The organism is Flavobacterium sp. MMS24-S5 (genome assembly GCF_050320125.1).
GTDB classification, from domain to species: Bacteria; Bacteroidota; Bacteroidia; order Flavobacteriales; family Flavobacteriaceae; genus Flavobacterium; species Flavobacterium tyrosinilyticum.
Genome location: NZ_CP190016.1, coordinates 1,931,984 through 1,957,966, shown reverse-complemented (window position 1 = coordinate 1,957,966; position 25,983 = coordinate 1,931,984). Strand labels below are relative to the sequence as shown.

General features: G+C 33.1%; 29 protein-coding genes and 2 pseudogenes. 17 read left to right on the top strand and 14 right to left on the bottom strand.

Features of this window, described 5'->3' with window-relative positions; translation table 11 throughout:
• Positions 1-92 precede the first annotated feature (92 nt).
• The 8 genes from ACPWTF_RS08940 (at position 93) to ACPWTF_RS08905 (ending at position 5,900) form a co-directional block, all read left to right on the top strand.
• Positions 93-461, top strand: coding sequence for a hypothetical protein (locus ACPWTF_RS08940; RefSeq protein WP_427875194.1), 369 nt, complete (start codon positions 93-95; stop codon positions 459-461).
• Entirely contained in the window at positions 458-766 is a 309-nt protein-coding gene (locus tag ACPWTF_RS08935; RefSeq protein ID WP_427875193.1) for a hypothetical protein, read from the top strand. The genes ACPWTF_RS08940 and ACPWTF_RS08935 overlap by 4 nt, the downstream gene beginning before the upstream one ends.
• The gene (locus ACPWTF_RS08930; protein WP_427875192.1) at positions 714-1,130 is read left to right on the top strand and encodes a glycosyltransferase; all 417 of its coding nucleotides are present in this window, start codon (positions 714-716) and stop codon (positions 1,128-1,130) included. The genes ACPWTF_RS08935 and ACPWTF_RS08930 overlap by 53 nt, the downstream gene beginning before the upstream one ends.
• On the top strand, positions 1,127-1,996 hold the full coding sequence (locus ACPWTF_RS08925) for a hypothetical protein (RefSeq protein ID WP_427875191.1): 870 nt from the start codon (positions 1,127-1,129) through the stop codon (positions 1,994-1,996). The genes ACPWTF_RS08930 and ACPWTF_RS08925 overlap by 4 nt, the downstream gene beginning before the upstream one ends.
• Positions 1,993-3,093, top strand: coding sequence for a glycosyltransferase (locus ACPWTF_RS08920; protein ID WP_427875190.1), 1,101 nt, complete (start codon positions 1,993-1,995; stop codon positions 3,091-3,093). Before ACPWTF_RS08925 ends, ACPWTF_RS08920 begins: the two co-directional genes overlap by 4 nt.
• Positions 3,094-3,100: 7 nt before the next feature.
• Positions 3,101-3,712 carry a hypothetical protein gene (locus ACPWTF_RS08915; RefSeq protein ID WP_427875189.1) on the top strand — a complete coding sequence of 204 codons (612 nt, stop codon included), beginning with the start codon at positions 3,101-3,103 and terminating at the stop codon, positions 3,710-3,712.
• A complete protein-coding gene (locus ACPWTF_RS08910) occupies positions 3,702-4,442 on the top strand; it encodes an O-antigen ligase family protein (protein WP_427875188.1) in 741 nt (246 codons plus the stop codon). Before ACPWTF_RS08915 ends, ACPWTF_RS08910 begins: the two co-directional genes overlap by 11 nt.
• Before the next feature lie 63 nt (positions 4,443-4,505).
• Positions 4,506-5,900 (top strand): sugar transferase, encoded by a 1,395-nt coding sequence (locus ACPWTF_RS08905; RefSeq protein ID WP_427875745.1) that lies wholly within the window; start codon positions 4,506-4,508, stop codon positions 5,898-5,900.
• Between the two features lie 5 nt (positions 5,901-5,905).
• Here ACPWTF_RS08905 and ACPWTF_RS08900 read toward each other — a convergent pair whose 3' ends face one another.
• Positions 5,906-7,042, bottom strand: a complete 1,137-nt coding sequence (locus ACPWTF_RS08900; protein WP_427875187.1) for a DUF4105 domain-containing protein — start codon at positions 7,040-7,042, stop codon at positions 5,906-5,908.
• 35 nt (positions 7,043-7,077) lie between these two features.
• Positions 7,078-8,061: a PorV/PorQ family protein gene (locus ACPWTF_RS08895; protein ID WP_379798924.1), complete on the bottom strand. Its 984-nt coding sequence runs from the start codon at positions 8,059-8,061 to the stop codon at positions 7,078-7,080.
• 276 nt (positions 8,062-8,337) lie between these two features.
• Here ACPWTF_RS08895 and ACPWTF_RS08890 point away from each other — a divergent pair, with 276 nt between their 5' ends.
• Positions 8,338-9,054: a CDP-alcohol phosphatidyltransferase family protein gene (locus ACPWTF_RS08890; protein ID WP_427875186.1), complete on the top strand. Its 717-nt coding sequence runs from the start codon at positions 8,338-8,340 to the stop codon at positions 9,052-9,054.
• 9 nt (positions 9,055-9,063) lie between these two features.
• A complete protein-coding gene (locus tag ACPWTF_RS08885) occupies positions 9,064-9,918 on the top strand; it encodes a glycoside hydrolase family 25 protein (RefSeq protein WP_095929366.1) in 855 nt (284 codons plus the stop codon).
• Between the two features lie 114 nt (positions 9,919-10,032).
• Here ACPWTF_RS08885 and ACPWTF_RS08880 read toward each other — a convergent pair whose 3' ends face one another.
• The 5 genes and pseudogenes from ACPWTF_RS08880 to ACPWTF_RS08860 all read right to left on the bottom strand — a co-directional run bounded on the left by ACPWTF_RS08880 (position 10,033) and on the right by ACPWTF_RS08860 (position 13,366).
• Complete coding sequence (locus tag ACPWTF_RS08880; RefSeq protein WP_427875185.1) at positions 10,033-10,254, bottom strand: DUF5808 domain-containing protein; 222 nt, start codon at positions 10,252-10,254, stop codon at positions 10,033-10,035.
• 87 nt (positions 10,255-10,341) lie between these two features.
• A pseudogene (gene lptB / locus ACPWTF_RS08875) lies at positions 10,342-11,081 on the bottom strand (LPS export ABC transporter ATP-binding protein).
• Positions 11,082-11,241: 160 nt separating this feature from the next.
• Positions 11,242-11,592 carry a carboxymuconolactone decarboxylase family protein gene (locus tag ACPWTF_RS08870; RefSeq protein ID WP_223708414.1) on the bottom strand — a complete coding sequence of 117 codons (351 nt, stop codon included), beginning with the start codon at positions 11,590-11,592 and terminating at the stop codon, positions 11,242-11,244.
• Positions 11,585-12,401: pseudogene (gene tatC / locus ACPWTF_RS08865) on the bottom strand (twin-arginine translocase subunit TatC). The gene ACPWTF_RS08870 and the pseudogene tatC overlap by 8 nt, the downstream one beginning before the upstream one ends.
• The gene (locus ACPWTF_RS08860; RefSeq protein WP_427875184.1) at positions 12,401-13,366 is read right to left on the bottom strand and encodes a KpsF/GutQ family sugar-phosphate isomerase; all 966 of its coding nucleotides are present in this window, start codon (positions 13,364-13,366) and stop codon (positions 12,401-12,403) included. The pseudogene tatC and the gene ACPWTF_RS08860 overlap by 1 nt, the downstream one beginning before the upstream one ends.
• 86 nt (positions 13,367-13,452) lie before the next feature.
• Here ACPWTF_RS08860 and recQ point away from each other — a divergent pair, with 86 nt between their 5' ends.
• Positions 13,453-15,648 (top strand): DNA helicase RecQ, encoded by a 2,196-nt coding sequence (gene recQ, locus ACPWTF_RS08855; RefSeq protein ID WP_379798660.1) that lies wholly within the window; start codon positions 13,453-13,455, stop codon positions 15,646-15,648.
• 152 nt (positions 15,649-15,800) lie between these two features.
• Here the strand turns inward: recQ and ACPWTF_RS08850 are convergent, their stop codons facing one another.
• Positions 15,801-16,040: a hypothetical protein gene (locus ACPWTF_RS08850; RefSeq protein WP_035650260.1), complete on the bottom strand. Its 240-nt coding sequence runs from the start codon at positions 16,038-16,040 to the stop codon at positions 15,801-15,803.
• Positions 16,041-16,289: 249 nt separating this feature from the next.
• On the opposite strand from ACPWTF_RS08850, the gene ACPWTF_RS08845 reads away from it, so the two are divergent.
• The 4 genes from ACPWTF_RS08845 to ACPWTF_RS08830 all read left to right on the top strand — a co-directional run bounded on the left by ACPWTF_RS08845 (position 16,290) and on the right by ACPWTF_RS08830 (position 20,182).
• Positions 16,290-16,715: a hypothetical protein gene (locus ACPWTF_RS08845; RefSeq protein WP_427875183.1), complete on the top strand. Its 426-nt coding sequence runs from the start codon at positions 16,290-16,292 to the stop codon at positions 16,713-16,715.
• Between the two features lie 25 nt (positions 16,716-16,740).
• Positions 16,741-18,300 (top strand): NAD(P)/FAD-dependent oxidoreductase, encoded by a 1,560-nt coding sequence (locus ACPWTF_RS08840; protein WP_427875182.1) that lies wholly within the window; start codon positions 16,741-16,743, stop codon positions 18,298-18,300.
• A 74-nt stretch (positions 18,301-18,374) separates the two neighbouring features.
• Positions 18,375-19,076 carry an SMI1/KNR4 family protein gene (locus tag ACPWTF_RS08835; RefSeq protein WP_427875181.1) on the top strand — a complete coding sequence of 234 codons (702 nt, stop codon included), beginning with the start codon at positions 18,375-18,377 and terminating at the stop codon, positions 19,074-19,076.
• Positions 19,077-19,096: 20 nt separating this feature from the next.
• Positions 19,097-20,182 carry a DUF6630 family protein gene (locus tag ACPWTF_RS08830; protein WP_427875180.1) on the top strand — a complete coding sequence of 362 codons (1,086 nt, stop codon included), beginning with the start codon at positions 19,097-19,099 and terminating at the stop codon, positions 20,180-20,182.
• A gap of 132 nt (positions 20,183-20,314) precedes the next feature.
• Here ACPWTF_RS08830 and ACPWTF_RS08825 read toward each other — a convergent pair whose 3' ends face one another.
• The 3 genes from ACPWTF_RS08825 to ACPWTF_RS08815 form a co-directional block, all read right to left on the bottom strand.
• Positions 20,315-21,274, bottom strand: coding sequence for a quinone oxidoreductase family protein (locus ACPWTF_RS08825; RefSeq protein ID WP_427875179.1), 960 nt, complete (start codon positions 21,272-21,274; stop codon positions 20,315-20,317).
• Between the two features lie 173 nt (positions 21,275-21,447).
• Positions 21,448-21,663 (bottom strand): hypothetical protein, encoded by a 216-nt coding sequence (locus ACPWTF_RS08820; protein WP_427875178.1) that lies wholly within the window; start codon positions 21,661-21,663, stop codon positions 21,448-21,450.
• Between the two features lie 8 nt (positions 21,664-21,671).
• The gene (locus ACPWTF_RS08815; RefSeq protein WP_427875177.1) at positions 21,672-22,859 is read right to left on the bottom strand and encodes an aminopeptidase P N-terminal domain-containing protein; all 1,188 of its coding nucleotides are present in this window, start codon (positions 22,857-22,859) and stop codon (positions 21,672-21,674) included.
• Between the two features lie 262 nt (positions 22,860-23,121).
• On the opposite strand from ACPWTF_RS08815, the gene ACPWTF_RS08810 reads away from it, so the two are divergent.
• Positions 23,122-23,415: an META domain-containing protein gene (locus ACPWTF_RS08810; RefSeq protein WP_427875176.1), complete on the top strand. Its 294-nt coding sequence runs from the start codon at positions 23,122-23,124 to the stop codon at positions 23,413-23,415.
• The gene (locus tag ACPWTF_RS08805) at positions 23,412-23,558 is read left to right on the top strand and encodes a hypothetical protein (RefSeq protein ID WP_427875175.1); all 147 of its coding nucleotides are present in this window, start codon (positions 23,412-23,414) and stop codon (positions 23,556-23,558) included. Before ACPWTF_RS08810 ends, ACPWTF_RS08805 begins: the two co-directional genes overlap by 4 nt.
• Positions 23,559-23,762: 204 nt before the next feature.
• Here the strand turns inward: ACPWTF_RS08805 and ACPWTF_RS08800 are convergent, their stop codons facing one another.
• The 3 genes from ACPWTF_RS08800 to ACPWTF_RS08790 form a co-directional block, all read right to left on the bottom strand.
• Positions 23,763-25,007, bottom strand: coding sequence for an RNA polymerase sigma factor (locus tag ACPWTF_RS08800; protein ID WP_427875174.1), 1,245 nt, complete (start codon positions 25,005-25,007; stop codon positions 23,763-23,765).
• Between the two features lie 63 nt (positions 25,008-25,070).
• Positions 25,071-25,409 carry a YciI family protein gene (locus tag ACPWTF_RS08795; RefSeq protein WP_073408983.1) on the bottom strand — a complete coding sequence of 113 codons (339 nt, stop codon included), beginning with the start codon at positions 25,407-25,409 and terminating at the stop codon, positions 25,071-25,073.
• Positions 25,410-25,489: 80 nt separating this feature from the next.
• Positions 25,490-25,942 (bottom strand): carboxymuconolactone decarboxylase family protein, encoded by a 453-nt coding sequence (locus ACPWTF_RS08790; protein ID WP_073408982.1) that lies wholly within the window; start codon positions 25,940-25,942, stop codon positions 25,490-25,492.
• Between the last annotated feature and the right edge of the window lie 41 nt (positions 25,943-25,983).

The following is a 25,983-nucleotide window of genomic DNA, read 5'->3' as shown; positions in this document are numbered from 1 at the left end:
TAAACTTTCATGAAATTTGCTATTATTACTCACGTTGCACATATTCAATTGTATGATCGATATTTTGCTTATGGACAGCTTATGTAAAAGAGATGAACGTTTGGGGAAAATATGTTGATGAGTTTATAATTGTTGCTCCCATTATTCAAACAGAAAAAACGACAATAGATATCCCTTATAATCACGAGAAAATTGTTTTTTTTGAGATTAATGCTATTAATTTATTGGGATGGAAAGCTATTTTAAATGCAATTTTAAAAGGTTCAAAAATTGGCTTGAGAATTTATAAAGCAATGCAGCAAGCTGACCACATTCATTTGCGTTGTCCCGGTAATATTGGTTTATTAGGCTGTTTAGTACAAATTTTGTTTCCAAATAAACCAAAAACCGCCAAATATGCTGGAAATTGGAGCCAAAAGCAAAACAACCTTGGAGCTATCGTTTACAAAAATGGATTTTGAGCAACACGTTCATGACAAGAAATATGCAGGTTTTAGTTTATGGTGAATGGGAGAATAGTTCTAAGAATATTAAGCCTTTTTTTACAGCAACCTATTCAGAATCGGATAAGACACCAATGAAAAAAAATGACCTGAAAGGGGAAATAAAATTTATTTTTGTCGGAACATTGGTTTCTGGAAAAAGACCTTTGTATAGCGTACAATTAGTTGAAGCGCTAATAAAAAAGGGATACAACGTCACATTACAATTATATGGCGAAGGTTGCAGATCGCAAGTTGTTAGAGGATTATATTGTTACCAATAATTTAGAAAATTATGTAGTATTAAAAGGAAATCAAAATCAAGAAGTTGTTACTGAAGCATATCAAAACAGTCACTTTGTTGTTTTGCCTTCAAAAAGTGAAGGCTGGCCAAAAGTAGTTGCCGAAGGGATGTTTTGGGGATGCATTCCAATTGCTACTTGTGTTTCCTGTGTGCCATTTATGCTGGATTACGGAAAAAGAGGAGTTTTATTAGAAATGGATTTGGAATTAGATATTAAACAATTAGAAGCCATTTTAAACAGCGAAATGTTTTTTGATGATAAGGGAATAAAAGCGTCAGAATGGTCGCAAAAATATACTTTGAATGTTTTTGAAGAAGAAATAAAAAAATTATTAAGAGAATGAAGCATACCGCCAAAACAAAAATTTTTAAAGGATTATCTGTCTTACCAAATAAATTAGGATTTAGTATTTATCATCTTTTGCAAAACATTGGAGGAAATCAATCTTTTGAGTCTAAAGTGAAATCTACCAAAAATACTTATGAAACGGTAGTACAGATTTTAAGCAAAAACAGCATAAATCTTTTAGATAAGAAAATTGCAGAATTGGGGTCAGGTTGGGTTCCAATTTTTCCATATCAATTAATAATTGACGGAAAAGCCAATAAAGTTGACACTTATGATATCAACGAACATTTTAATATAAAGGAAATAGAGCAGTTAAATTCTTTTTCTTCAAATAATCATGATCTTGTATTTGAGAAAAAAGGAAAATATAATTTACTCAAAGAAGTTTCTTATTTTCCAAATACAAACATTTGCGATGGAGATCTTGAGGATATTGATTTGGTTTTGTCCCGATTTGTTTTAGAACATGTAACACCAAAAGATTTATTCGAAATCCATGATTTTCTGTATTCAAATATGAAACCGGGAGCATTAGTCTTGCATCTAATTTCCCCAAGTGATCATCGAGCTTACACAGATTCATCTCTTTCACTGCAGGATTTTTTAAAATATAGTGAAGAGGAATGGAATCAGATTCAGACAAAATTTGATTACCATAACAGACTTAGATTGCCACAATATTTGGAGATTCTAAGTAATAATTTCGAAATATTATACTTTGAACATGATAAAATTAACGAAGATTCTGAGAGTTATAAAAAATTTAAGAAATTAAATATCCACGAAGATTTCAGCAGTTTTAGTGATCAGGAATTGATGGCAGGAAGTATAAATATACTTTTGAAAAAAAAGGATAAATGAGAATTGTCCAAATTATAGATTCCTTAGAAGCTGGCGGAGCTGAGCGTATGGCAGTAAATTATGCCAATGCATTAGCACGCAGAATAGAATTCTCAGGTTTAATTGCAACTCGTAAAGAAGGAATACTTTTAGATCAGGTGGATAAAAAAGTCCAATATTTATATTTGGATAAAAAGAGAAAAATTGATTTTAATGCAATTTTCAGATTAAGAAAATATATTAAAAAATATAAGGTTAATGTCATTCATGCCCATAGTTCATCTTTTTTTATGGCAGTTTTAGTAAAGGTGATTTTACCTGAAATAAAAATTATTTGGCATGATCACTATGGAGTCTCGCAGGATTTATCGATAAGGAAAAATTTAGGACTTAAATTTGGATCGCTTTTTTTTGCTGGCGCAATTGCAGTAAATTCAGCGTTAAAAAACTGGGCAGAATCGTATTTATGGTGTTCAAAGATCTCTTATTTTCCAAATTTTATAGATGATTATAAAAAGTCAGATGAAAAAATATTTTTAGAAGGGGCTGAAGGGAAAAGAATTATTTGTGTGGCAAATTTACGACCTCAGAAAAATCATGAATTACTGATAAATGCAGCAAAATCCATAAAAAATAAGTTCCCAGATTGGAGTTTTCATTTGTTTGGGAAGGATTTTAATGACGCATATTCTGATACTTTAAGGGAAAAAGTAAAAGATTTAAAACTTCAGAATGTTGTCTATTTTTATGGAACAACTTATAATGTTAGTTCGGCTCTGGAACAATGTGACATAGCAGTTCTTCCATCACTTTCAGAAGGGCTTCCGTTAGCTATTTTAGAATACGGTTTGCATAAATTACCGGTTGTGGTTACGGATGTTGGCGAAATTTCCAAAATAATTGCATCTGACAGACTTGGCTTAATGGTGAATTCTAATGACTTAAATCAATTTGAAAAGTCAATTCATAGATTAATCGAAAATGAAAATGAGAGAATAGAAATGGGATTGCGATTAAACGCTCATATACAAATAAATTTTAGCCAAAAAGCGATTGTTGATAAATATGCTTTATGGTTGAGTTCCTTGATTAATATTGTTACAAAAAACACGCTATAATATTTAGATGAAAAACTTGCAGTTATCTTATACTAAGATCTTAATAATCCACGCGTTAATTGCTTTTGCAGTTTTTGCAGTTCCATTTTTATCTAAAATTTATGCTCTTTTAATGCCCATAGTGGGTTTTTATATTGTTTACACAACAAAAAATAAAGGTAATGAAGTGCTTTTGGTCGCTGCTTATATGGTGGGTGCTGAGGTTTTTTTGAGAATGACAGGAGGGAATTTAAATAATGAATATGTCAAACTTTCGGTGATTGTTTTTATGTTTATTGGTATGATTTATAGTAGTCTTTCTTCAAATTCAGTGATTTATGTTTTCTTTTTGATCTTATTAATTCCGGGGATTTTAATAACAACTGTTGCTGCAGACTATGATCAAGATATTAAAAAATTATTAGTTTTTAATTTGTCAGGACCTTTATGTCTTGCAATTTCTGCTATTTATATGCTTAATCGAAGGATTTTATTTTCAGATTTGCAAAAAGTGCTTACCTTAATAGGACTGCCCATTCTTACAACCACGGTTTATTTGTTTTTATACAATCCAAGCGTAAAAGACGTTATAACCGGCACGCAATCTAGTTTTGAAACATCAGGAGGTTTTGGGACCTAATCAGGTTTCAACTATTTTAGGGCTAGGAATGTTTGTTTTCTTTACCCAATTAATTTTATTCTCAAAATCAAAGAAAGAGATTTTGATGAATGCTTTTTTGTTAACGTTTGTGAGCTATCGAGCAATTGTTACTTTCTCAAGAGGAGGAGTTATTACTGGAGTAGTTATGATTCTTCTTCTGCTGTTTTTACTGTATTATTTTTCTAATGAAAAAGGTAAAAGTAAGTTTAGCTTGGTTTTTATTTTGACAGCTTTATTGGCATTTGCAATTTGGACTTATAGTTCTTTACAAACAAGAGGTTTAATTAATAAAAGATACGCAAATGAAGACGTAAGGGGAAGAGTTAAAAAAGACCGTTTAGGAGGTAGAGAAGAGATTATGGGGACTGAGATAAAGCTTTTTCTTGAAAATCCTATTTTTGGCGCTGGTGCTGGAATGGGAAAACAAATGAGAAAAGAATCGTTTGGTATAGAGGCAGCTTCTCATAATGAAATCACACGTATGTTAAGTGAGCATGGTTTATTTGGTATTTTCGGACTCTTAATACTTTTTATTAGTCCATTTATTTTTTATATAAATAATAAGCATCATCTGTATTTTTTCTCCTTTTATTTTTTTTGGTTGCTAACAATTAATCATGCGGCAATGCGAACGGCAGCCCCAGCTTTTGTATATGCATTATGCTTACTTTCTGTTCAGGTTAAAATTCCAGAAGAAACAGAAAATTAATAGATTAGTTGTTTTTTTTGCGATACATTTGCTTTGCCCTAACCCAATTAAAACCTACAAATGATGTTCTCAAAAAAGAAAATGCATTTCGAAATTTCAGAAAGGAAAATATTGCTCCTTTCTTTCGATGCTATTTTTATTTTATCCGCGTTATATCTATTAAGCTCAGTATTTGACTATCATTATTTTGAATTTGATATTCACAGTGTGCTGAGCATTCTTTTGCTAATTGCCTATATTTATATTTTCGGAGTAATTTTTGAAATCTATAACTTACAAGTGGCAAGCAATCAGCTTCAGATTCTGCAGAATGTCGTTTTTACTGTAAGTGCTACCGTTCTGGCTTATTTGTTTACGCCAATTCTTTCTCCTGTATTGCCTAAACAGAGGCTCGTCATACTAATATTTTACTTTACAATATTAATTACCCTGTTGCTATGGCGTTTATTTTACTGCTATTTTCTAGCCTCTCATCGTTTCTCTCAAAGTGTAGTTTTGATTTGTGACCAAAGCGAAGTTGAAGAATTAGTTTTAGGATTAGAAAATGTCAATCCACATTATAAAATTATTGGTTTTGTAAACTCCGATTCTGTTGCAGATGAAAATCTAGATTTTCATTACGTAAAAGAAATAAAGAAGGATGCCCTAGAACATTTTGTATTGACAAATTATGTTTCGGAAATCATTATTGCTTCTCAAAATACAGATGGTATCACTCCAGATTTATATCAGCAATTACTTCATTTATTAGAAAAAGGAGCTATTATACGAGAATATACTCAGGTTTACGAAAGTAAAACACAACGCATCCCCGTTCATCATATAGAAAGAGATTTTTATAGATTTTTTCCCTTCAGCAGAAGTAATAGCAATAAACTTTATTTGTCTTTTGTTCGGCTTATAGAAATCATGTTCTCTATTTTGGGGCTATTAATCTCCCTAGTTTTTATACCAATAATTTTTCTTTGCAACATCTTTGCAAATAAAGGAAGCCTTTTTTATACTCAAGAAAGAGTAGGGAAAAATGGAGATATTTTTAAGATTTATAAGTTTAGAACTATGGCAGAGAATTCAGAAACCAATGGAGCTGTTTTTGCTGTTCATAATGATAAAAGGGTTACTCCGTTTGGTAAATTTATGCGAAAGTCAAGAATTGATGAACTGCCTCAATTTATTAACGTTTTAAAAGGAGACATGGGCGTAATTGGCCCTAGACCTGAGCGTCCTTTTTTCGTTGAAGAAATCGCGGCTGTAATGCCATTTTATGAAACGCGTCATGTAATTAAGCCTGGACTTACAGGATGGGCACAGGTTAATTATTCTTATGGAGAATCTATAGATGAGAGTTTGATTAAACTTCAATATGATCTATACTACATCAAGCACAGAAGTGTTTTTCTTGATTTGAGTATCACTTTCAAAACCATTACTACGGTTTTGTTCTACAGAGGTCAATAATATTTTTAGATTATAATCGGAATTGGTTTTTTGTTGCGAATAGCTGTTCGCACTAAAACCACTCCGCTTGTAACGATCAACGGTAAAGTGATGAAGAAATGCGCTTTGTTAATCAAAAACAAAAAGTAAATTACTAAAAGGACAAAATTGATTAACGAAAATCGATACGTCCATAATTTGTTTTTGAAAATTGAAAAGAATACTAAAAGCAATAAAAGCGGACTGAATAATAATACATTATAATTCATTGCTAGTTCTTGGTGAAAAGAATAAAATCCCATAATAACAAAGAATATTCCAATAAGAGATAAAATCAAAAAGTAGATTTTATCGACTGTTTTGTTTCTGGCGAAGATTACAAAAAGTAAGATAAAAAGATAGGTATAAATATTATTCCACAACGATTTTGGAGTTTCTTTTGTAAATTCTAATAACGTTTTGCTTTTGGCAGCGAGAGGCTTATTTTGGAAAGTAGTTTTGTCCAAACTGTTTTTCAATTCAAATGGAAGAAAAATTCTTGTTCCCATTTGATCTACTTTTGTTCCAAAAATAATACTTGTTCCCAACTGATCGTAGAAATGACCATCAAAGTAAGGGAACAGAATAGAGCGATAGGTTTTGTCTGTGTCTTCTGTTTTAGCAATTACATTTCCGCCTAAAGTTTTATTTACCACATCAACGACCATCGAAGTGCAATTTTTATCGATAAATTTGTAAGTATAATAACGCTCGTCAGAAGCTAAAACTGCATTTAATTGGTCGAAAAGTTTTTGTTTTAAATCTTGAGAAATCAGTAATTCCTGCTCATAAATACTTCTTTTTTCATAAGTGTATTCATTAAAAAAATCTGCATAAGAGTGTACTGTTGCAAAATATTGAAGATCTCCTTTTGCAAACTTTAAAACAAAATTTGGAGTTCTAAAATCAAAAGTTCCGTAATTGTAAACAACGTCAAAATTGTTTCCAGGATCCAAAACTCTAATTCCTGTATGTCCGAAATAAGAATACGTTTCGTTTCCAAGGCCACAAGTCAGAATGCTAATTTTAGCGTCTTTAGATAAAGCTAAACTTTGGCTAAAACCAATAAAACTGGATAAGAATAATAAAATAAAAAGTGCTTTTTTGGACATGACAGTTTTCATGATTTAAAATTTTAATGTTTTTTGGTTTCTAATTATTATCTAAAGATACCTAAATCTACTTTCAGCGAAAAAATATTAGAATACAATGCAGTGCTTTGATTTCCTAAATCGGTTAAGGCATAATCAATTTGTATGCCTTTATATCGAAATCCTAAACCGATATTAGGCTGGAAGTTTACTTTTTCAGTATTGTCCAATTGCGTTACATTCTGGAAATTTCCTGCACCGGCTCGAACGAAAACCAAATCGGTATACCCAAATTCAAACCCTAGAGCTGGGTCTATACTTATAGGTTTTGAAGAAATGATATCATTTGTCTGTTCAAATCGCATATTTAAATTCGCAGAAGTCACAAGACTGCATTCGTTATGAAAATCAAATCTTTTTGAAACTCCCAATTGTGCTTTTGGAAGTGTTATTTCTGTGCTTTCTGGCAATTCGTTATTTTCTCCTGGAATTGCATTAGCGATTTTAGCATATTCTTCTTCATCAATATTCCAAATGTTGTAAGTTGTGGTAATGTCTCGAAGCATTAAACCAAATTTCCAATCGTTTCTCTCAAACTGAAGTCCAATATCAAATCCAAATCCCCAAGAATTAGCAAATTTTCCAATTACTCTTCGAATTACTTTTGCGTTTACACCATATTGAAATCCGTCAACAGGCAGTTTTCGAGCATAAGAAAAAGTAAAACCATAATCTGCAGTAGAGAAAAGGCTGATTCTATTATAATCTATGTTTCCTTGATTATCGATTAATTGTGTGGTATCCATGATATCGTCGACTCCAAAACGAATCATCGAAATTCCCCAAGCACTTCTGTCGTCAATGGGGCTTGCGTAGCCTATATAATCGTATTGCGCAATATTAGCAAAGTAGCTGGCGTGCATTAAAGCAATTTGATGATCTTCAAGATGCGTTAAACCTGCAGGATTCCAGTAAACAGCATTTACATCATTGCTAGAAGCAGTTACAGCACTTGCCATTCCAAGAGCCGCGGCATCGACACCAATATTCATAAATTCATTCGAATATTTTCGAACAGTTTGTGCATACTGAAAAGTACAACTCCAAAGTAATAAAAACACTAAATATTTCTTCAACGTATATGTTTTTGCAGATCGAGGCCTGTTTTTAAATTTTTATCAAAAATATAATATTTTACTCATCTAATAAGCTCCTTTAGTTAAATATTCCGAAAGTCACACTTTGAAATAAAAAACTCTCGAAAAAACTCGTTTTGCATCGAGTTATTATGCTAAATTTGTTCTCTGCCATAATCAAAATTTTAAGCTATGAATATTAAAAAGCATATTCCAAATCTAATCACATTAATTAATCTTTTTTGCGGTTGTGTCGCAGTTGTTTTTGTCTCTAAAGGAGATTTTTTAATGGCTTTTTACATGGTTTGCTTAGGGATCTTTTTTGATTTCTTCGATGGTTTTTTTGCCAGATTATTTAAAGTTTCAAGTCCGCTTGGGTTACAGTTGGATTCTTTAGCAGATATGGTGACAAGTGGCGTTGTACCAGGTTACGTCATGTACAGTATGTTTGCTAGAGGCGGTGATCAACTAGGAAATCAAGCAATTGTTCCCTTTTTAGGATTTATTATAACTTTAGGCGCCTGTTACAGATTAGCCAACTTTAATATCGACACGCGTCAGACAGATTCGTTTATTGGCTTGCCAACTCCTGCAAATGCCATTTTTATTATTAGTTTGCAAATAGTTCTGGATATGTATGCAGATTCGTCTCTTGTAATTCTTGAATTATTAACAAATCAGTGGGTTTTATTACTTGTTACTTTGGGAAGCGCTTACATTATGAATGCTGAAATTCCATTATTTTCTTTAAAAATTAAAAAATTCAGCTTAAAAGACAATGCACTTCAAATCGTGTTTTTGAGTGTTTCAGTATTGTTAGGGGTATTACTTCATTACATTGCAATTCCATTGATTATTGTTTTCTACGTTTTACTGTCTATTATCAATAATCTATTTCTGAAAAAGTAATTCTGTTTAATGGCAAGAAAAACGACTTATCGTAAAACATATTCAAGAAAACCAGCTGGAAGATCTTTTCTGAGCAGACTTTTTCGAGGACTTTTATTGATTTTTTTCGGACTTTTATTCATTGGGATAATTTATCATTATCGCAAAGGGCTTGCTTATTATTTAGGTTTTAAAACAGAAAAGGTTTTAGATGAAGATGCGGTTGACAAGCACCTTTCTGATGTTCGAAATATTAGAGTTCTTGAAAATCATAAAGGAAAAGTAATTGGAATCGATGTGTCTGAATTTCAGGGAAAAGTCGATTGGGAAGAAGTCGAAATTTTAGATGAAAAATATCCGGTTCAATTTGTTTTTATTCGTGCAACTGCTGGGAATGATCGTGTAGATAGACAATTCAAAAGAAATTGGGAAGGCGCAAAAGAAAATAAAATCATGCGTGGGGCTTATCATTATTATCGTCCTAACGAAAATTCTATAGAGCAAGCAGATCTTTTTATCAAAACAGTAAAATTACAAAAGGGAGATCTTCCGCCAGTTTTAGATATCGAAAAATTACCTAAAAATCAGCCTTTAGATAGTTTGAAAAAAGGGCTGAAACGTTGGTTGAATAAAGTCGAAAAACACTATCAGGTTCGTCCAATAATTTATTCTGGTGAACGATATTATTCTGATTTTTTAAAAGAAGAGTTTAGCGAATATCTTTTCTGGATTGCCAATTATAATTTCTACAGAGAGAAAATCGAAGATGATTGGCTGTTTTGGCAGTTTACAGAAAAAGCTTCTCTGCCAGGAATCAAACACCGAGTTGATGTTAATATCTACAATGGCGATTTAGAACAATTGCATTTTATTACGGTTGAGTAATAGTGATCAGTTTTTAGATTTTTAGTTTTCAGTATTTTATCAAAAAAATCAGTTTTTTTAGTCTCAGCCCAAAACTGACTACTAAAAAACTGACCACTGAATACTTTTTTAAATTTATTTCAATAAAACTAAAATAACAATTATTATAAAAGGTAATAGAAGCATTACAGAATATGGATTGGCAAAATTTATAGTATAGCCCATCCATTGAATTTTTTTTGGGGGAAGCAATCTTTTGTCTTTCGGATTATAATAACAGGTGTTGAAAAAATGCCAATTCTTTGGATCTTTATGCCAATTATCGTAATCTTCCTGAGTTGGTTTTTCTGATTTCATTCGTAACTTTTTTAAGAAGCTTAGATTAAAAAAAAAATGGTAAAAAGAAATTTGCATTTTACTTTTTACCATTCAGATATAACTTTCTTAAAATTCCAGTTTCTTTTTACGAAGCTCGAAGTTTTGTCCAAGATAAACACGGCGAACCATTTCATCTTCTACCAATTCTTCTGGAACTCCTGCTTTAAGAATTCCTCCTTCAAACATTAAGTATGTTTTGTCGGTAATCGCTAATGTTTCCTGAACGTTGTGATCGGTAATTAAGATTCCAATGTTTTTATTTTTCAATTGCGCCACAATTCGCTGAATATCTTCAACTGCAACTGGGTCAACTCCTGCAAAAGGCTCATCCAATAAAATAAATTTAGGATCGGTTGCCAATGCACGGGCAATCTCTGTACGACGACGCTCACCTCCAGAAAGTAAATCGCCTCGGTTGGTGCGAATGTGCTCTAAACTGAATTCTTCGATTAAACTTTCCATTTTGGCAATTTGCTCTTCTTTAGAAAGTTTAGTCAATTGTAAAACGCTCAAGATATTGTCTTCAATACTTAGTTTTCTAAAAACAGAAGCTTCTTGTGCCAAATAACCAATTCCTTGTTGTGCACGTTTGTACATTGGGTAATCAGTAATATTTAAATCATCAAGAAAAATATTTCCTTGATTTGGTTTTACCAATCCAACAATCATATAAAAAGACGTTGTTTTTCCAGCTCCATTTGGCCCAAAAGTCCAACGATTTCTCCTTGATTTACTTCAACAGAGATCCCTTTTACAACGCTTCGTCCTTTATAGGTTTTGATTAAATTATCGGCTCTTAGCTTCATTTTTTTTAATTAGATAATATCTTAATTAGATAATGTGTCAATTTGATAATGAGATAATTATTATCTCTGTTGGCAAAATAAGATAAAATAAATTAATCAATTAAACGAATTAACATATCGTATGAAAATTATCTAATGGACTAATTATTCCATTCTCTAATTATTTGCCTTGCTCTTCAAGAGCTTCCCAGAATTCGTAAGCTCTTCTTAAATGAGGAATTACGATTGTTCCTCCAACTAGAGTTGCGATTCCCATTGCTTCCATCATTTCTTCTTTAGAAACGCCTTCTTTATAGCTGGTTTCTAAATGGTATTTTACGCAGTCGTCACATCTTAAAACGGTTGATGCTACTAGACCCAAAAGTTCTTTTGTTTTTACATCAAGAGCGCCTTCAGCATAAGCGTTAGTGTCAAGATTAAAAATTCGCTTTACAATTTTATTATTGTCGGCAAGCAGTTTTTCGTTCATTTTAGAACGATAATCGTTAAATTCTTGGATGATATCAGACATTTTCTTTTAATTTATTTCTGTAAACAACTTTCGAAATCAAAATACTTACTTCGTAAATAATCAACATCGGAATTGCTACAATGGTTTGACTTACTACATCTGGAGGTGTAACAATAGCTGCGATAACCAAAATAAGGACTACAGCATATTTCCAATACTTTCTTAAGAATTCAGGAGTTACTAATCCTAATTTTGTTAAGAAATAAATAGCAATTGGAAGTTCAAAAAAGATTGCGCTTCCAAGAATACTCGTTTTAACCATTCCCATATAAGATTCTAGAGTAAATTGGTTTTTTACCACATCACTTATGGAGAAAGTAGCAACGAAGTTTACAGACATCGGAATTACAACAAAATACCCAAATAATACTCCTAAAAAGAAAAGTAGTGAAGAGACAAAAATGAATAATTTTGCATTTTTTCTTTCTTTCTCATAAAGAGCCGGACTGATGAACTTCCAGATTTCCCATAAAATATAAGGGAAACTCAAGATGAAACCAGCCAGAAGACACATCCATACAAAGATGTTAACCTGACCTTCCATTTCGGTATTCTGAATAATAAAATTCAGTTCTGTGATGCAAATGCTGTCAGCAAAACCTAGCTGATGCGATAAGTCGCAAAACCAAACATAGGTAAAGAATGTTGGTCTTATCGGAACCTAAAATAATTTGATCAAATAAATAATCACTAATAAAATAAGTAACAAATGCCATGATGCATGTTGCAAGTGTACTTCTAACCAATAACCATCTTAGTTCTTCAAGATGATCCAAAAATGACATTTCGCCAAGATTTTTTTTTGCCATTATACGATTCCTTCTTTTAAAATGTCATGTAAATGTAAAACGCCTTTGTACGTTCCTTCGTCAGAAACAATTAGCTGTGTAATAGAGTAGTCTTCTAAAATATTTAAAGCATCGACAGCCATAGTTTCAGACGAAACTACTTTTGGATTTTTAGACATAATATCCCTTGCAGTTAAGTCCGCAATAGTATCTACGTCGTTTAGCATTCTTCGGATGTCTCCATCGGTAATAATTCCAACAATTTTATTGTCTTCAATTACTGCAGTAACTCCTAATCTTTTTTCAGAGATTTCAAAAATCACTTTTTTGACAGATGTATCAGGAGCTACAGCTGGTTTTAGTGAGTTTTCTATCATATCTTTTACGCGAAGCAATAGTTTTTTTCCTAAAGCACCTCCTGGATGATAAACTGCAAAATCTTCTGGTTTAAAATCACGCATCTCCATTAAACAAACGGCTAAAGCATCACCCATTACAAGCTGTGCTGTTGTGCTATTTGTCGGAGCTAAATTGATAGGGCAGGCCTCTGTGTCAATAGTTGTGTTTAAAACCAAATCTGAACCTTTTGCCAAAAATGAAGTTGTGTTTCCTGTAATAGCAATTAAGGTGTTTCCAAATCTTTTTAATAAAGGGACGAGGACTTTGATTTCTGGACTATTTCCGCTTTTAGAAATGCAAATAATGATGTCATCGTTTTGAATCATTCCTAAATCGCCGTGAATTGCTTCTGCGGCATGTAAAAACATAGAAGGAGTTCCGGTTGAATTAAAAGTAGCCACCATTTTTTGTGCAATGATCGCGCTTTTTCCAATCCCCGTCACGATCAAACGGCCTTTGGTTTCGTATATGCGTTGGACAGCTTCGTAAAAATTTTCGTCCAAAAAATCAATTAGTTTTGTAATTGCTTCACTTTCAGAGAGTATTGTTTTCTTGGCAATCGCCAATATATTTTCTTTTGTGATCAAAACAGAATATTTAAAATTTGTATGTATAAAAGAAAGTTGTATCTTTATGTGTTGCAAATTTATACAAAATACCATTAATATAGAGAATGAATTCAAATGAAATTGAAATACATAAAGAATTAAAGAAGTATTTCGGCTTTAGCCAATTTAAAGGCTTGCAAGAGCAAGTCATTACGAGTATCCTAGACAGAAAGAATACGTTCGTAATAATGCCGACTGGTGGTGGAAAGTCTCTTTGCTATCAACTGCCAGCTTTAATTCAAGAAGGAACAGCAATTGTTGTTTCTCCTTTAATTGCTTTGATGAAAAATCAGGTTGACGCAATTCGAAGTCTTTCGTCTGAGAATGGAATTGCACATGTATTAAATTCTTCCCTAACTAAAACAGAAATTGCTCAAGTCAAAAAAGATATTACGTCTGGATTGACCAAACTTTTGTATGTCGCCCCCGAATCATTAACAAAAGAAGAATATGTAGCCTTTTTACAAAGTGTACCTATTTCTTTTGTTGCTATTGATGAAGCACACTGTATCTCAGAATGGGGACATGACTTTAGGCCAGAGTACAGAAATCTGAGAAATATAATTAAGCAGCTAGGGAAAGTGCCTATTATTGGACTTACTGCAACTGCAACACCAAAGGTTCAGGAAGATATTCTGAAAAACCTTGATATGTCAGACGCCAATACTTTTAAAGCGTCTTTCAACAGACCGAACTTATATTATGAAGTTCGCACAAAAACAAAAAATATCGAATCGGATATTATTCGATTTATCAAACAGCATAAAGGCAAATCTGGAATTATTTACTGCTTAAGCCGTAAAAAAGTAGAATCGATTGCCGAAGTTTTACAAGTAAACGGAATCAGTGCGGTTCCTTATCATGCAGGTTTGGATGCAAAAACGCGGGCTAAACATCAGGATATGTTCTTGATGGAAGATGTCGATGTCGTTGTAGCAACAATCGCATTCGGAATGGGAATTGATAAACCAGATGTTCGTTTTGTAATTCACCACGACATTCCAAAATCATTAGAAAGCTACTATCAGGAAACGGGTCGTGCTGGACGTGATGGAGGAGAAGGACATTGTTTGGCTTACTACTCATATAAGGATGTAGAAAAGCTGGAAAAATTTATGTCTGGAAAACCAGTTGCTGAACAAGAGATTGGTTTTGCACTTTTACAGGAAGTTGTGGCTTATGCCGAAACCTCAATGTCGCGTAGAAAATTCCTTCTCCATTATTTCGGTGAAGAATTTGATAGCGAAACAGGTGAAGGTGCCGATATGGACGACAACGTTCGTAATCCAAAACATAAAGTAGAAGCCAAAGAAGAAGTGGTTAAGCTGCTGGAAGTTGTTCGCGATACGAAACATATTTACAAGTCAAAAGAAATTGTCTTTACTTTAATAGGGCGTATTAATGCTGTTATTAAAGCGCACAAAACAGATACACAACCTTATTTTGGTTCTGGTTCAGGCCACGACGAAAAATATTGGATGGCTTTATTGAGACAAGTTTTGGTAACAGGACTTTTGTCAAAAGATATTGAAACTTATGGCGTAATAAAAATTACGCAGGAAGGTCTTGACTTTATCAAAAAGCCAGTTTCATTTATGATGTCTGAAGATCATGAATACAGCGAAGCAGATGATGAAGCAATAGTAACATCATCAAAATCTTCTGGAACTGCCGATGAGGTTTTAACAGGGATGCTTCGTGAACTTCGTAAAAAAGTAGCCAAAAAACTTGGAGTTCCTCCATTTGTAGTTTTCCAAGATCCTTCGATTGAAGATATGGCTTTAAAATATCCGATAACAATTCAAGAATTATATAATATTCATGGTGTTGGTGAAGGAAAAGCTAAAAAATATGGAAGCGAATTTGTTGCTTTAATCAGCCGTTATGTTGAGGACAATGATATTATTCGCCCAGACGATTTGGTAGTAAAATCTACTGGAGTAAATTCTGCAAACAAATTATATATTATTCAGAATATCGATAGAAAACTTCCATTAAGTGATATCGCTTCCGCGAAAGGACTTTCGATGGATGCGCTGATTAAAGAAATGGAGCAAATCGTTTATTCTGGAACCAAACTAAATATTAAATATTGGATTGATGATATGCTTGATGATGATCAGCAGGAAGAAATCCACGATTATTTCATGGAATCTGAATCTGATAAAATCGAAGATGCCTTAAAAGAATTTGATGGCGATTACGATATTGACGAGTTACGTTTAATGCGTATTAAGTTTATTAGCGAGGTGGCTAATTAAATTCCAATTTTAGAAATTCCAAATTCCAAAAATAATAAAACATTAAAAAAAACAAATTCCAAATTCCAAGCAATCTAAAGCATTAGGATTTGGAATTTTTTATTTTAGATTTTTCTAAGTAATTGGGATTTGGAATTTTCTTTTTTGGAATTTTATTCACTATAAACTTCCCCACGATGTGGTTTCAAAGCATCTCTTACTTTGATCATATTTTCGTCGGTTACAACCATAAAAGCTATGGCGTACATATCGTCTATGATTTTAAATCCTGTAATATTTAAAGGTAGCTTTTCAATTGCTATATATTCTTTCAAATGAATCTCGTGATGTTCTGCTGTTTTTGCAGAAGCAGGACCACGGAAATCCCAAATCAGTTTTATTTTTCTAGACATTTTATTTAAAGGTGCAAAGGTTCAGAGTAGCAAAGGTACAAAGTCTCTTTTGAAAATTGATTTTTATCTTTTTCTCAATTGTCAGTTCGAGCGGAGTCGAGAACCAGGTATGTATTTCGAATTCGCTTACTGTGACAAAACGGGATTTGGAATTGGATAAAATTTACAATTGATAATATCTCATTTCAAAGTGCTATTTTTGCAGAATAATTTCGGTTTATCAAATCATAAAAAAAAAAATAATTATAAATGAAGTATGATTCAGTTTCAGAGGAGTTGTTTTTAAGTGAAGCAGCAAAAGCGCATTTACAGACAGCAGGAAAATGGGTTTATGTAATGTCTAGCTTTGGATTGTTAATAATAGCTTTTTTTATTCTTCGTTTACTTTATGATTATATGTCGTTATCTAATTGGGATGATGTTCCAACAGGAGGAGGAGTTGGGTATATAATGATTATGAGTTTATTGCCTATTTTTATCATAGCCTTTTTGATAATTCTTTTTCCACTTTATTATTTATATAAATTTTCTTTAAATGTCAAAATAGCATTTAGAGATGATGATTCAGAAGCATTAGAAATTTCGTTTAGATATTTAAAAATGCATTATATGGCTTTAGGAATTGGAATACTTGCATATGTTGGCTTGTATTTTTTAATGTCTAAATTCTTTTAATAATATTAATTACCTTTTTATAAAAATGCCTAAAGAACTTTTACTTCAAGTAACACCAGAAATTGCTGCAAACGAATCATTGCTAAAAGACCATTTGTCTAAGCAGATTAAAGTTTCTGCTCTAGAAATTCAGCACGTTTCAATTTTAAAACGCTCTATTGATGCTCGTCAGAAAGCGATTAAAATTAATTTGAAAGTTCTTATTTATTTAAAAGGCGAACCTTTTCAGGAAACTAAAATTCAGCTTCCTATATATAAGGATGTTTCGAATGCACAAGAAGTTATTGTGGTTGGCGCTGGTCCGGCTGGACTTTTTGCGGCACTGCAATTAATTGAATTAGGTTTAAAGCCAATTGTATTGGAACGCGGAAAAGACGTTCGAGGCCGTCGTCGCGACTTAAAAGCGATAAATCGCGAACACATCGTTAACGAAGATTCTAATTATTGTTTTGGCGAAGGCGGAGCAGGAACGTATTCTGATGGAAAATTATATACGCGTTCTAAAAAACGTGGTGATGTAACTAGAATTTTAGAACTTTTAGTAGCTTTTGGAGCTTCTGAAGACATTTTGGTAGAAGCGCATCCGCACATTGGAACTAATAAATTGCCTAAAATTATTGAAGATATTCGAAATAAAATTAGAGAATTTGGTGGTCAGGTTTTATTCGAAACTCGTGTAAGCGATATTTTAGTAAAGAACAATGAAGTTGAAGGAATCGTAACGCAAAACGGAGATAAAATTCATGCCAATAAATTAATCTTGGCAACAGGACATTCGGCGCGTGATATTTTTGAATTATTAGACAAAAAGAAAATTTTAATAGAAGCAAAACCTTTTGCTTTGGGAGTTCGTGCAGAACATGCGCAAGAATTAATTGACAGTATTCAATACAGCTGTGATTTCCGTGGCGAACATTTGCCGCCAGCGCCATATTCTATTGTAAAACAAGTTAACGGTCGCGGAATGTACTCATTCTGTATGTGTCCAGGAGGTGTAATTGCACCATGTGCTACAAGTCCTGGAGAGGTAGTTACAAATGGTTGGTCACCATCAAAACGGGATCAGTCAACAGCAAATTCTGGAATTGTAGTCGAATTGAAATTAGAAGATTTCAAACCTTTTGCCAAATTCGGCGCTTTGGCTGGAATGGAATTTCAAAAAAGTATCGAACAAAAAGCTTGGCATTTGGCTGGACAAACTCAAAAAGTACCAGCGCAAAGAATGATTGATTTTACACAAAGTAAAGTTTCTGTAGATATTCCGAAAACATCTTATGTGCCTGGAACTACTTCGGTTGAATTGGGACAGGTTTTTCCAGGATTTCTAACTCAGATTATGCGTCAGGGATTTCAGGATTTTGGAAAATCAATGCGAGGTTATTTAACCAATGAAGCTATTTTACATGCGCCAGAAAGCAGAACGTCATCGCCAGTTAGAATTCCGAGAGATCCAATGACTTTAGAACATTTGCAAATCAAAGGTTTGTATCCTTGCGGAGAAGGTGCAGGTTATGCGGGTGGAATTATTTCTGCAGCAATTGATGGCGAAAAATGTGCCCTAATGATTGCGGAATCCTTGAAATAATTGGCTTTGCACTTTTCATGTAGGAAAAGATTGTTATCTTAGTATTCTGATTTTAATAGAATATTCCCCCAAAGATGACAATACAAGAAATCGAAAAAAAATACGGATTTGAATTTCCGCTCTTATACAAACAGTTAGACGCAGACGGCATGCTTGATGTCGGTGAATATGGTCCAAATTGGTATACAGAGGTTTATCCTACTTTAAAAGAGAATCCGCCTTTGCTTCTACATTCGTATGATTTTGAATCATTGAATTTAAAATCGGTTGCCGAAGAAATAGAAGAACTTCAAGATCCAGAAGATTATCGCAATATAAATCCAGAATTTAAATTTATTCCGTTCGCTAAAAGTGGCGGTGGCGATCATTATTGTTTCTTTTTAAACGAAGAAAATAATGGCGATGTGCCGATCGTTTTTGTTTGGCATGACATGAACGAAGTGAATTATCTGGCAAAAAATCTTCAGGATTTTATCTTCAAAGTTTTATTGATCGATATGTCGAAACAAGATGTTTACAATGAACTTACTGATGAAGAATTTAGAAACGACATTGAATCTGTTTTTAAATCGCACAAAAAGTATTTGACAGAACAGCAAAATACAATTCTGTCTGCTATTTTAGAACGCGATATTATTGATTATGAAATACATGTTTCTCCAAAAATCGTAGAATCGGCTAGAGGATTATTAACAGATTTCGAACTAGAATCGATTGTCAATGAAGTGATTCCTTTTGATAAAATGAATCAGAGTTTTAAATATTCAAACGATTAGTTTTTATACAAGATATTTTTATGAGCTTTTTCTCCAATCTATTTAACAGAAATAATGATCCAAAATCAATCATTTCTTTTGATGTTGTCGATCCCATTTATTCGTATTTATATAACCAAGAATCTAGCCTTGAATTTAAAGTAAAAGGAATTCAAGAAGATGTTATGGTAAATTTGTTTTTCTTTCCGAGTTCTTTCGACCATGAAGAGGGAAAAGAAGAAATTAAAAAAGCTGGTTTCAAAAATTCGTATGAAGTTTTAAATGAGCTTTATAAAAAAGTAAATATTGGAGTTCTTTCAGACGAAGCCATACAAGAAGGTTTAGAATATGATTTTATACACATTCAGTTTTATTCGGAACCAACCGCAGAGGAGAAAAAGTTTTTTAAACGTTCGATAAAAAACTTTGTTATCTTTTTTTGCTGCACCAATAGTTTAGAAGTAAACGATTTTAAAATATTGTATTCAGGAAGACATTTCTTCGATTATACAAAGGGATTGTTGGAAAGCGAACTCTTGGATGTAAATAATCCGAAGAATGAAAGTGAAGCAATTGGAATTAGAGATTTTAAATTGGTTTTACAGGGAATCTGTCAATATTTAAATATTGAAATTCCAGAAACGGTCGAACTTCCTTCGTCTGAAAATTTAGTAGAAAGTGAACAAGCTACTATAGAAACTTTTGAAGAATTTATCAAATTAGTTTCAAGAGAAAATATCGAAGAAAAACAATTAAAAAAACAATCTAAAAAGCTCTTTAAAGACTATCAAAAAGGAACAAATGAATATCACGATATTGTTGATGGTCATTTTGATTTCTTTGAGAGTATTGATGCCTGGAACAGCGACTGGAAATTTGATCCTGAAGATGCTGAGTATTTCATTTCTGAAATGATTGGCGAAGATCTTAATTTCGAATATCCGGAAGAAACCTATAGTCATGATTTGTTTCCTTATATTCAATCAGCTCTAGAAAAACGCGGTTTCGAATTAATGAGTTACAATACAAATGGAGATAATTATTTGTTTTTTGTGGCCAATAAAGAAGATGTTAGCAGAATTTTAGAATTATCTGAAATTACTAAAATTGAAATTGATCAATTGTAGGTTTGTTAACGTATCGTTTGTCATCCTGACGGAGGAAGGATCACACTAGTAATTCGGCAAAGATTGGAGATATTCTTTGTGAAGCTTCGTTTGTGATCCTTCCTCCGTCAGGATGACAGAAAAGACGATCCGCTATGGGATCAAAATAATTTTTCCAGTGCTTTTTCTGCTTTCTAGAAAATCATGAGCCAGTTTTCCTTCTGATAATTTAAAAGAAGTTGGTTCAGAAAGTTTGATCTTTCCTTCTGTAATCCAATCGAATAACTGAGTTGCTCGCTTAATTCGTTCTTCTTTAGAATTTAAATAACTCCACAAGTCGCCTCCAGTTAAAGTTTTAGAACCGTCCATAAGCATTCTAGGATCTACAGGTGCTGGATCTCCGCCCGCCATTCCGAAGAAAACGACTTGTCCGCATTCTTTGGTGATTTCAAAGCTATCCATTAAAGTGCTTCCAATGCTGTCATAAACGGCATCGACACCTTTTGGAACAACTTTAAAAACTTGTGATTTCCAGTCTTCATTGTAAAGAAAAACGTGATCTGCGCCTTGTTCAAATCCGATCTTTGCTTTTTCTGCAGATGAGGTTAAACCAATAACCGTTGCACCTAAAAGTTTACTGATTTGAGTTAATAGCTGCCCAACTCCACCAGCAACCGCATGTATTAAAACAGTTTCTCCCTTTTGGGTTTTGTGACTGTCTGTAGCAAGATAGTGAGCGGTTAAACCTTGAAGCAAAACAGAAGCGGCAGTTTCAAAAGAAATATTCTCAGATAATGGAATAATGTGATTTACATTTACGGCAACCAATTCTGCATTGGCAAATGGAGCATCGGCAAAAGCCACACGATCACCAACTTTGTATTCTGGATGATTGTTGGCATCGACCACAATTCCTGCGCCCTCATAACCTGCAATAAAAGGCGGATTTCCTTTTAAATGATAATTTCCTTTTCTGCGGTAAACATCGGCAAAATTTAGTCCGATGGCTTTCATCTCGACTAAGATTTCATCTTTTTTTAATTGCGGATTAGGGATTTCTATATATTCTAAAACATCTGATTCTCCAAAAGAAGAAAAGGTAAGTGCTTTCATTTTTGAGTAATTTAAGAATGTAAAGTTCGGGAAAAATCAAAAGAAAAAGCCTCAAAATAATTGAGGCTTTGGTTTATTTTTTATTCGCCACAGATTAAAAAGATTTACACAGATTTTTTTTGTTTTTAATTTAAAAATCTTAATAATCCTTGTAGTCTGTGGCTAAAAACTAATTAGATCTTAGGAAACTTCATATCATTAAAAGTGCTTTTTTGTTTGGCTAAAGCTTCTATATCTTGCCATTTTCTAGGAGAATCTGCAGATAGGTTTTCGTACGAATCTTTAAGCATTAAAATATCATCTTCGATACGAACGCCGATATTCCACCATTTTTTATCGCATTTGCTGTTTGCTGGAATATAAATTCCAGGTTCAACAGTAAGAATCATGTTTTCTTTTATAAGAGTCTGCGGCCGTTGTAAGTTCCTTTGTCATGAACATCTAAACCAAGAAAGTGTGAACAGCTGTGAGGATAATATAATCTTACATCTTTTGGATCTGTAATAATTCCCAATTTAATCAAACCTTTGGCTATGACGTCTTTTGCGGTTTCGTTTAAAGCCACTAGCGGAGTTCCTTCTTTGCAGATTTTAAAAACAGCTTCTTGAGCGTCATATACGATTTGATAAATCGCTTTTTGTTCCTCAGTAAATTTTCCGTTTGCCGGAATTGTTCTAGTAACGTCTGCAGAATAACCGTGATACTCAGAGCCAACATCCATTAGTAATAATTGATTGTCAATTTTTGTGGCGTTGTTTTCCCAATAATGTAAGATGCATCCGTTTGCTCCAGCTCCCACAATTGGGCCATAACCTTCGGCCTCTGCACCATAATGTTTATGAATGTAAGCATGAATTCCATCAACTTCGTTTTCGCTCATATCTGGACCCACGGCTTTCATAACTTCGTTGTGTGCAATGCACGAAAGTTTTACCGTTTTGCGCATCAAGACAAGTTCTTCTGGCGTTTTTATTTCGCGAAGAGAACTGGTAATTTTAGAGAATAAATTTGTTGAATCTTCATTTGCTTTTGTAATTCCTGCTTTAGATTTAAATGATTTCAGCAATGCATATAGATTGTCCGGATGGTCGCTTTCTTTTGCATCTGTCGGGAATTCATCGTAGATAACTTTATCGAATTTTGAGAAATCAATAGCAAACGCGTTAAAATCTCTTCCGTTGTAAACAGTTGTAAAGCCAAGCTTTGATTTGGCGCCTTCAATTCCTAAACGTCTTCCTGTCCACATTTCGCGATTTGCATTTTTTTCTCTAACAAAAAGAACTTCATTATACTTTTCGGTGCCTTGTGCTTCTTTAAAAATTAATAAAATAGCATCTGGTTCTTTGTATCCTGATAAATAATACATGTCAGGATTTGCGTGGTAATTATAATCGATATCTCTAGAAAAAACTCTTTCGGGATAAGAAAAAACAACTGCGACAGAATTGGCAGGCATTAAAGCTCTAAAAGCTTCGCGTCGTCCTTGATGAAATTCTTTTGTGAGATAATCTGTTGGGAGGTTTTCTTGCGATTGAACAAACGAAGTGGTCAATGCAAATACAAACAAAAATAGGAATTGTTTCATTTTTTGGTTTTTTATTGATGATTTTGGTCTTTTTGATTGATGCAAATTACAAAAAAAATAGTGTCACTTGTTTTATTTTAAACATCTGGGCTATAAAACTTTAAATAATTTGTAGTAACTTAGAGACAGAAAATAACGGCTTCGGATAAAATTTAAACTTAAGAAAAGCTGTAACTGGGCATGAATATTGAGAATAGGATTTTATAGAATTATTTTAGTTCAAAAAACAAAACAAATTATAAATCTAAAAAAAAACATTTTTATGAAAAAATACACATTTGCCGTCCTTTCAGTTTTAACGCTATTATTTGCTTCATGTACAGCATCAAAATCTGCTTCTAATGAAGGTGATTTATTTGGCACGACGTGGGAGTTAGAATATATCTCTGGACCAAGAATTGCTTTTGAAGGATTATATCCGAATAAAAAACCACAGCTTACTTTCGATCAAAAAGAAACAAAAGTGTATGGAAATAACGGATGTAATGGTTACAGCGCATCTTATACCCTAAAAGGAAAGTCTTTGACTTTTGGAGAAGAGAGCCAACTACAATGATGTTTTGTGAAGGTGGTGGAGAACAGCAGTTTTTAAAACAAATCAGGCTAATTACAAGTTATTCTATTGATAAAGATGGCAAATTAAATTTAATTCAAGGCGATGTGCCAATGATGAGATTTAAAAAAGTAGCAAAGCAATAGTATTCAAAATCAAAATAAAAAAAGCTGTCTCAAAAGGACAGCTTTTTTGTTGGATGAAATGTTATAAAATTCATTTTTTTGATATAAATATGTCGCTCCTCCGGAGCTTTATGCTGTAGACATTTATATTTTTGCTATAAATATTTCGCTCTTCCAGAGCTTATTCTTTTCTTTAAATATTTTGTTCCTCTGGAGCTTAAAAAGCTAAATTGTTTTCCACTTCAACTGTTCGATGTTTTTGCTGATAATGTTTTTGTCGGATGTCGTTTTTGCTAAACCAAATGCGGTTTCGAAATGCTGTAACGATTTTTTTGTATCAACTTCGGAATAAAGATTTCCAAGTAAGGAATAATAAAAGTGATTATCGGTTAAATTTAGTTTTTCGGCTTCTTTGATGGCTTCTTCTTGGCCTTTTACTTTAGATAAGGCGTAAGTTCTGTTTAAAGCCACAATTGGTGAATATTCTAAAATGATCAGATTGTTGTAGAGCTCCAGAATATTTTCCCATTTCTCTATTGTTTCTTTTTTAATAGTATGCCAATACGCAATTCCAGCTTCTAAGTGGTATTTGGAAAGTGAATTTCCAGTTGAAGACTGACTTAGAAAATAAGCTCCTCTATCTATTAATTCCTGATTCCAAAGCGATTGATCCTGATCTTCATATAAAATAATTTCTCCATTTAAACCCGTTCGGGCATCAAATCTTGACGAGTGAAAACACATTAAAGCCATTAAAGCATTGGTTTGCGGGAGATTTGTGCTTTCGTTCTGAATCAATAAATAAGTCAGACGCATGGCCTCGGTGCAAAGGTCTTTTTGTAAAGTGGTATTTTGCGAAATAGAGTAGTAGCCTTCAGAATAAAGCAGGTAAATAGTTTTGAGAACGGTTTGTGTCCTGTCTTTTATTTCAGCGTTATTCGGATGCTGAATTTTTATATTTTCTTCCTTCAGTTTTTCTTTGGCGCGATTTATCCTTTTGTAAATAACTTCTTTATTAGATAAAAATGCATCAGAGATTTCATTAATTCCAAAACCGCATAATAGATTTAAAGCAATGGCAATTTGAGCTTCTTCAGAATTGCAGGGATTGCAAACCGTAAAAATCATTGCCAGCTGACTATCAGCAATATTTTGATCAGATAAATCAAGGTCGATTTCAGGATTGTTTAATGGAGTATTGTATTTTATTTCGGTAACTATTTTGGTTTCAAAAACGTTATTTCTTTTCAGGTAGTTTTTGGTTTTGTTTTTGGCAACCGTGTACAGCCACGCGCTTGGATTTTCTGGTATTCCTTTAATGGCCCAAGTTTCTGAAGCGGTCAAAAAAGTCTCGCTTACAATATCTTCTGCAATTTCGATATGCTGAATTCCGAATAAGCTGCAGAGAACTGAAACTATTTTTTGATATTCGGTTCTGAATAAATTGGGAATAAGTTCTTTGTGCTCCATATTTTAAGGAAAAATGCCTAAGTAAAGATACAAAGGCATTTTTATATAAGTTAGTTCAAAAATCTAAACCGCCATTCTAATTTCGACATTTCCGCCAAAATTTAAAACGGGACATCCTTGTGCAATTTCAGCAGCTTCGTCGTAATCTTTGGCTTTAATAATGATTAAACCGCCAATTGATTCTTTAATTTCAACAAAAGGTCCGTCGGTAATCCCTTTATTCGAGTTTACAAGTTTTCCTTGTCCGTCCCAGCGCTGTAAGGGTCTTGCTAGTTTATCCTGAGCAGCCAAACTTCCAAACCAGTTTTGCCATTGCTGTAAATGCTGTTGCAATTCTTCTGGAGACGGCTGGGTTTCTTTTGTTTTAAAATCTCTTCTGAAAATCAATAAAAACTCATTCATTTTTTTATGTTTTATAATTGAATAATCTGCTTTTAAGTTTTATAAAGTTAATTGTTTTTAGAGAATAAATCAATTACGACTTACCCGAATTGTCCCACTCTGTAAGTTCCTGGGGTATTCGCAAAAGTAATGTTTAGGCGATTCCAAGCATTGATTGCAGCAACGGCAAGCGTAAGATCGATTAATTCTTGTTCTGTAAATTCAGCTTTTGCAATTTCGTAGATTTCGTCTGGAACATCGCAGGCATTTACAGCTTCTGCAAGAGCCAAAGCAACTCTTTCTCTTTTTGTATAATAGGGAGCTTCTCTCCAAACGCTTAATCCAAATAAACGCTGTGTTGTTTCTCCAGCAGCTAAAGCTTCTTTAGAATGCATGTCTAAACAATAACCGCAGTTGTTGATTTGAGAGATTCTGAAATTGATTAATTCCATAAGAGATGCTTCGATTGTCGCTTTTTTCAAATAACCGCTGATTCCAAATAATGTGCTAACTGCTTTTTGACCTTGTTCGAATAAATTAAGTCTAGTTTCCATAATGTATGTTTTTTAATTGTTTATACCCTAATAACAATCGA

Excerpts from the sequence above, each read along its gene's own strand:
- ACPWTF_RS08805 (WP_427875175.1), top strand. The coding sequence starts at position 23,412 with ATGATGTTTTGTGAAGGTGGTGGAGAACAGCAGTTTTTAAAACAAATC.
- ACPWTF_RS08880 (WP_427875185.1), bottom strand. The coding sequence starts at position 10,254 with ATGAAATCAGAAAAACCAACTCAGGAAGATTACGATAATTGGCATAAA.
- ACPWTF_RS08830 (WP_427875180.1), top strand. The coding sequence starts at position 19,097 with ATGAGCTTTTTCTCCAATCTATTTAACAGAAATAATGATCCAAAATCA.
- ACPWTF_RS08840 (WP_427875182.1), top strand. The coding sequence starts at position 16,741 with ATGCCTAAAGAACTTTTACTTCAAGTAACACCAGAAATTGCTGCAAAC.
- ACPWTF_RS08835 (WP_427875181.1), top strand. The coding sequence starts at position 18,375 with ATGACAATACAAGAAATCGAAAAAAAATACGGATTTGAATTTCCGCTC.
- ACPWTF_RS08810 (WP_427875176.1), top strand. The coding sequence starts at position 23,122 with ATGAAAAAATACACATTTGCCGTCCTTTCAGTTTTAACGCTATTATTT.
- ACPWTF_RS08800 (WP_427875174.1), bottom strand. The coding sequence starts at position 25,007 with ATGGAGCACAAAGAACTTATTCCCAATTTATTCAGAACCGAATATCAA.
- ACPWTF_RS08905 (WP_427875745.1), top strand. The coding sequence starts at position 4,506 with ATGTTCTCAAAAAAGAAAATGCATTTCGAAATTTCAGAAAGGAAAATA.
- ACPWTF_RS08900 (WP_427875187.1), bottom strand. The coding sequence starts at position 7,042 with ATGAAAACTGTCATGTCCAAAAAAGCACTTTTTATTTTATTATTCTTA.
- ACPWTF_RS08925 (WP_427875191.1), top strand. The coding sequence starts at position 1,127 with ATGAAGCATACCGCCAAAACAAAAATTTTTAAAGGATTATCTGTCTTA.
- ACPWTF_RS08890 (WP_427875186.1), top strand. The coding sequence starts at position 8,338 with ATGAATATTAAAAAGCATATTCCAAATCTAATCACATTAATTAATCTT.
- ACPWTF_RS08940 (WP_427875194.1), top strand. The coding sequence starts at position 93 with ATGAACGTTTGGGGAAAATATGTTGATGAGTTTATAATTGTTGCTCCC.
- ACPWTF_RS08870 (WP_223708414.1), bottom strand. The coding sequence starts at position 11,592 with ATGTCTGATATCATCCAAGAATTTAACGATTATCGTTCTAAAATGAAC.
- ACPWTF_RS08930 (WP_427875192.1), top strand. The coding sequence starts at position 714 with ATGGCGAAGGTTGCAGATCGCAAGTTGTTAGAGGATTATATTGTTACC.
- ACPWTF_RS08815 (WP_427875177.1), bottom strand. The coding sequence starts at position 22,859 with ATGAAACAATTCCTATTTTTGTTTGTATTTGCATTGACCACTTCGTTT.
- ACPWTF_RS08885 (WP_095929366.1), top strand. The coding sequence starts at position 9,064 with ATGGCAAGAAAAACGACTTATCGTAAAACATATTCAAGAAAACCAGCT.
- ACPWTF_RS08820 (WP_427875178.1), bottom strand. The coding sequence starts at position 21,663 with ATGATTCTTACTGTTGAACCTGGAATTTATATTCCAGCAAACAGCAAA.
- ACPWTF_RS08795 (WP_073408983.1), bottom strand. The coding sequence starts at position 25,409 with ATGAATGAGTTTTTATTGATTTTCAGAAGAGATTTTAAAACAAAAGAA.
- ACPWTF_RS08915 (WP_427875189.1), top strand. The coding sequence starts at position 3,101 with ATGAAAAACTTGCAGTTATCTTATACTAAGATCTTAATAATCCACGCG.
- ACPWTF_RS08845 (WP_427875183.1), top strand. The coding sequence starts at position 16,290 with ATGAAGTATGATTCAGTTTCAGAGGAGTTGTTTTTAAGTGAAGCAGCA.
- ACPWTF_RS08825 (WP_427875179.1), bottom strand. The coding sequence starts at position 21,274 with ATGAAAGCACTTACCTTTTCTTCTTTTGGAGAATCAGATGTTTTAGAA.
- ACPWTF_RS08850 (WP_035650260.1), bottom strand. The coding sequence starts at position 16,040 with ATGTCTAGAAAAATAAAACTGATTTGGGATTTCCGTGGTCCTGCTTCT.
- ACPWTF_RS08920 (WP_427875190.1), top strand. The coding sequence starts at position 1,993 with ATGAGAATTGTCCAAATTATAGATTCCTTAGAAGCTGGCGGAGCTGAG.
- recQ (WP_379798660.1), top strand. The coding sequence starts at position 13,453 with ATGAATTCAAATGAAATTGAAATACATAAAGAATTAAAGAAGTATTTC.
- ACPWTF_RS08790 (WP_073408982.1), bottom strand. The coding sequence starts at position 25,942 with ATGGAAACTAGACTTAATTTATTCGAACAAGGTCAAAAAGCAGTTAGC.
- ACPWTF_RS08895 (WP_379798924.1), bottom strand. The coding sequence starts at position 8,061 with ATGAATATTGGTGTCGATGCCGCGGCTCTTGGAATGGCAAGTGCTGTA.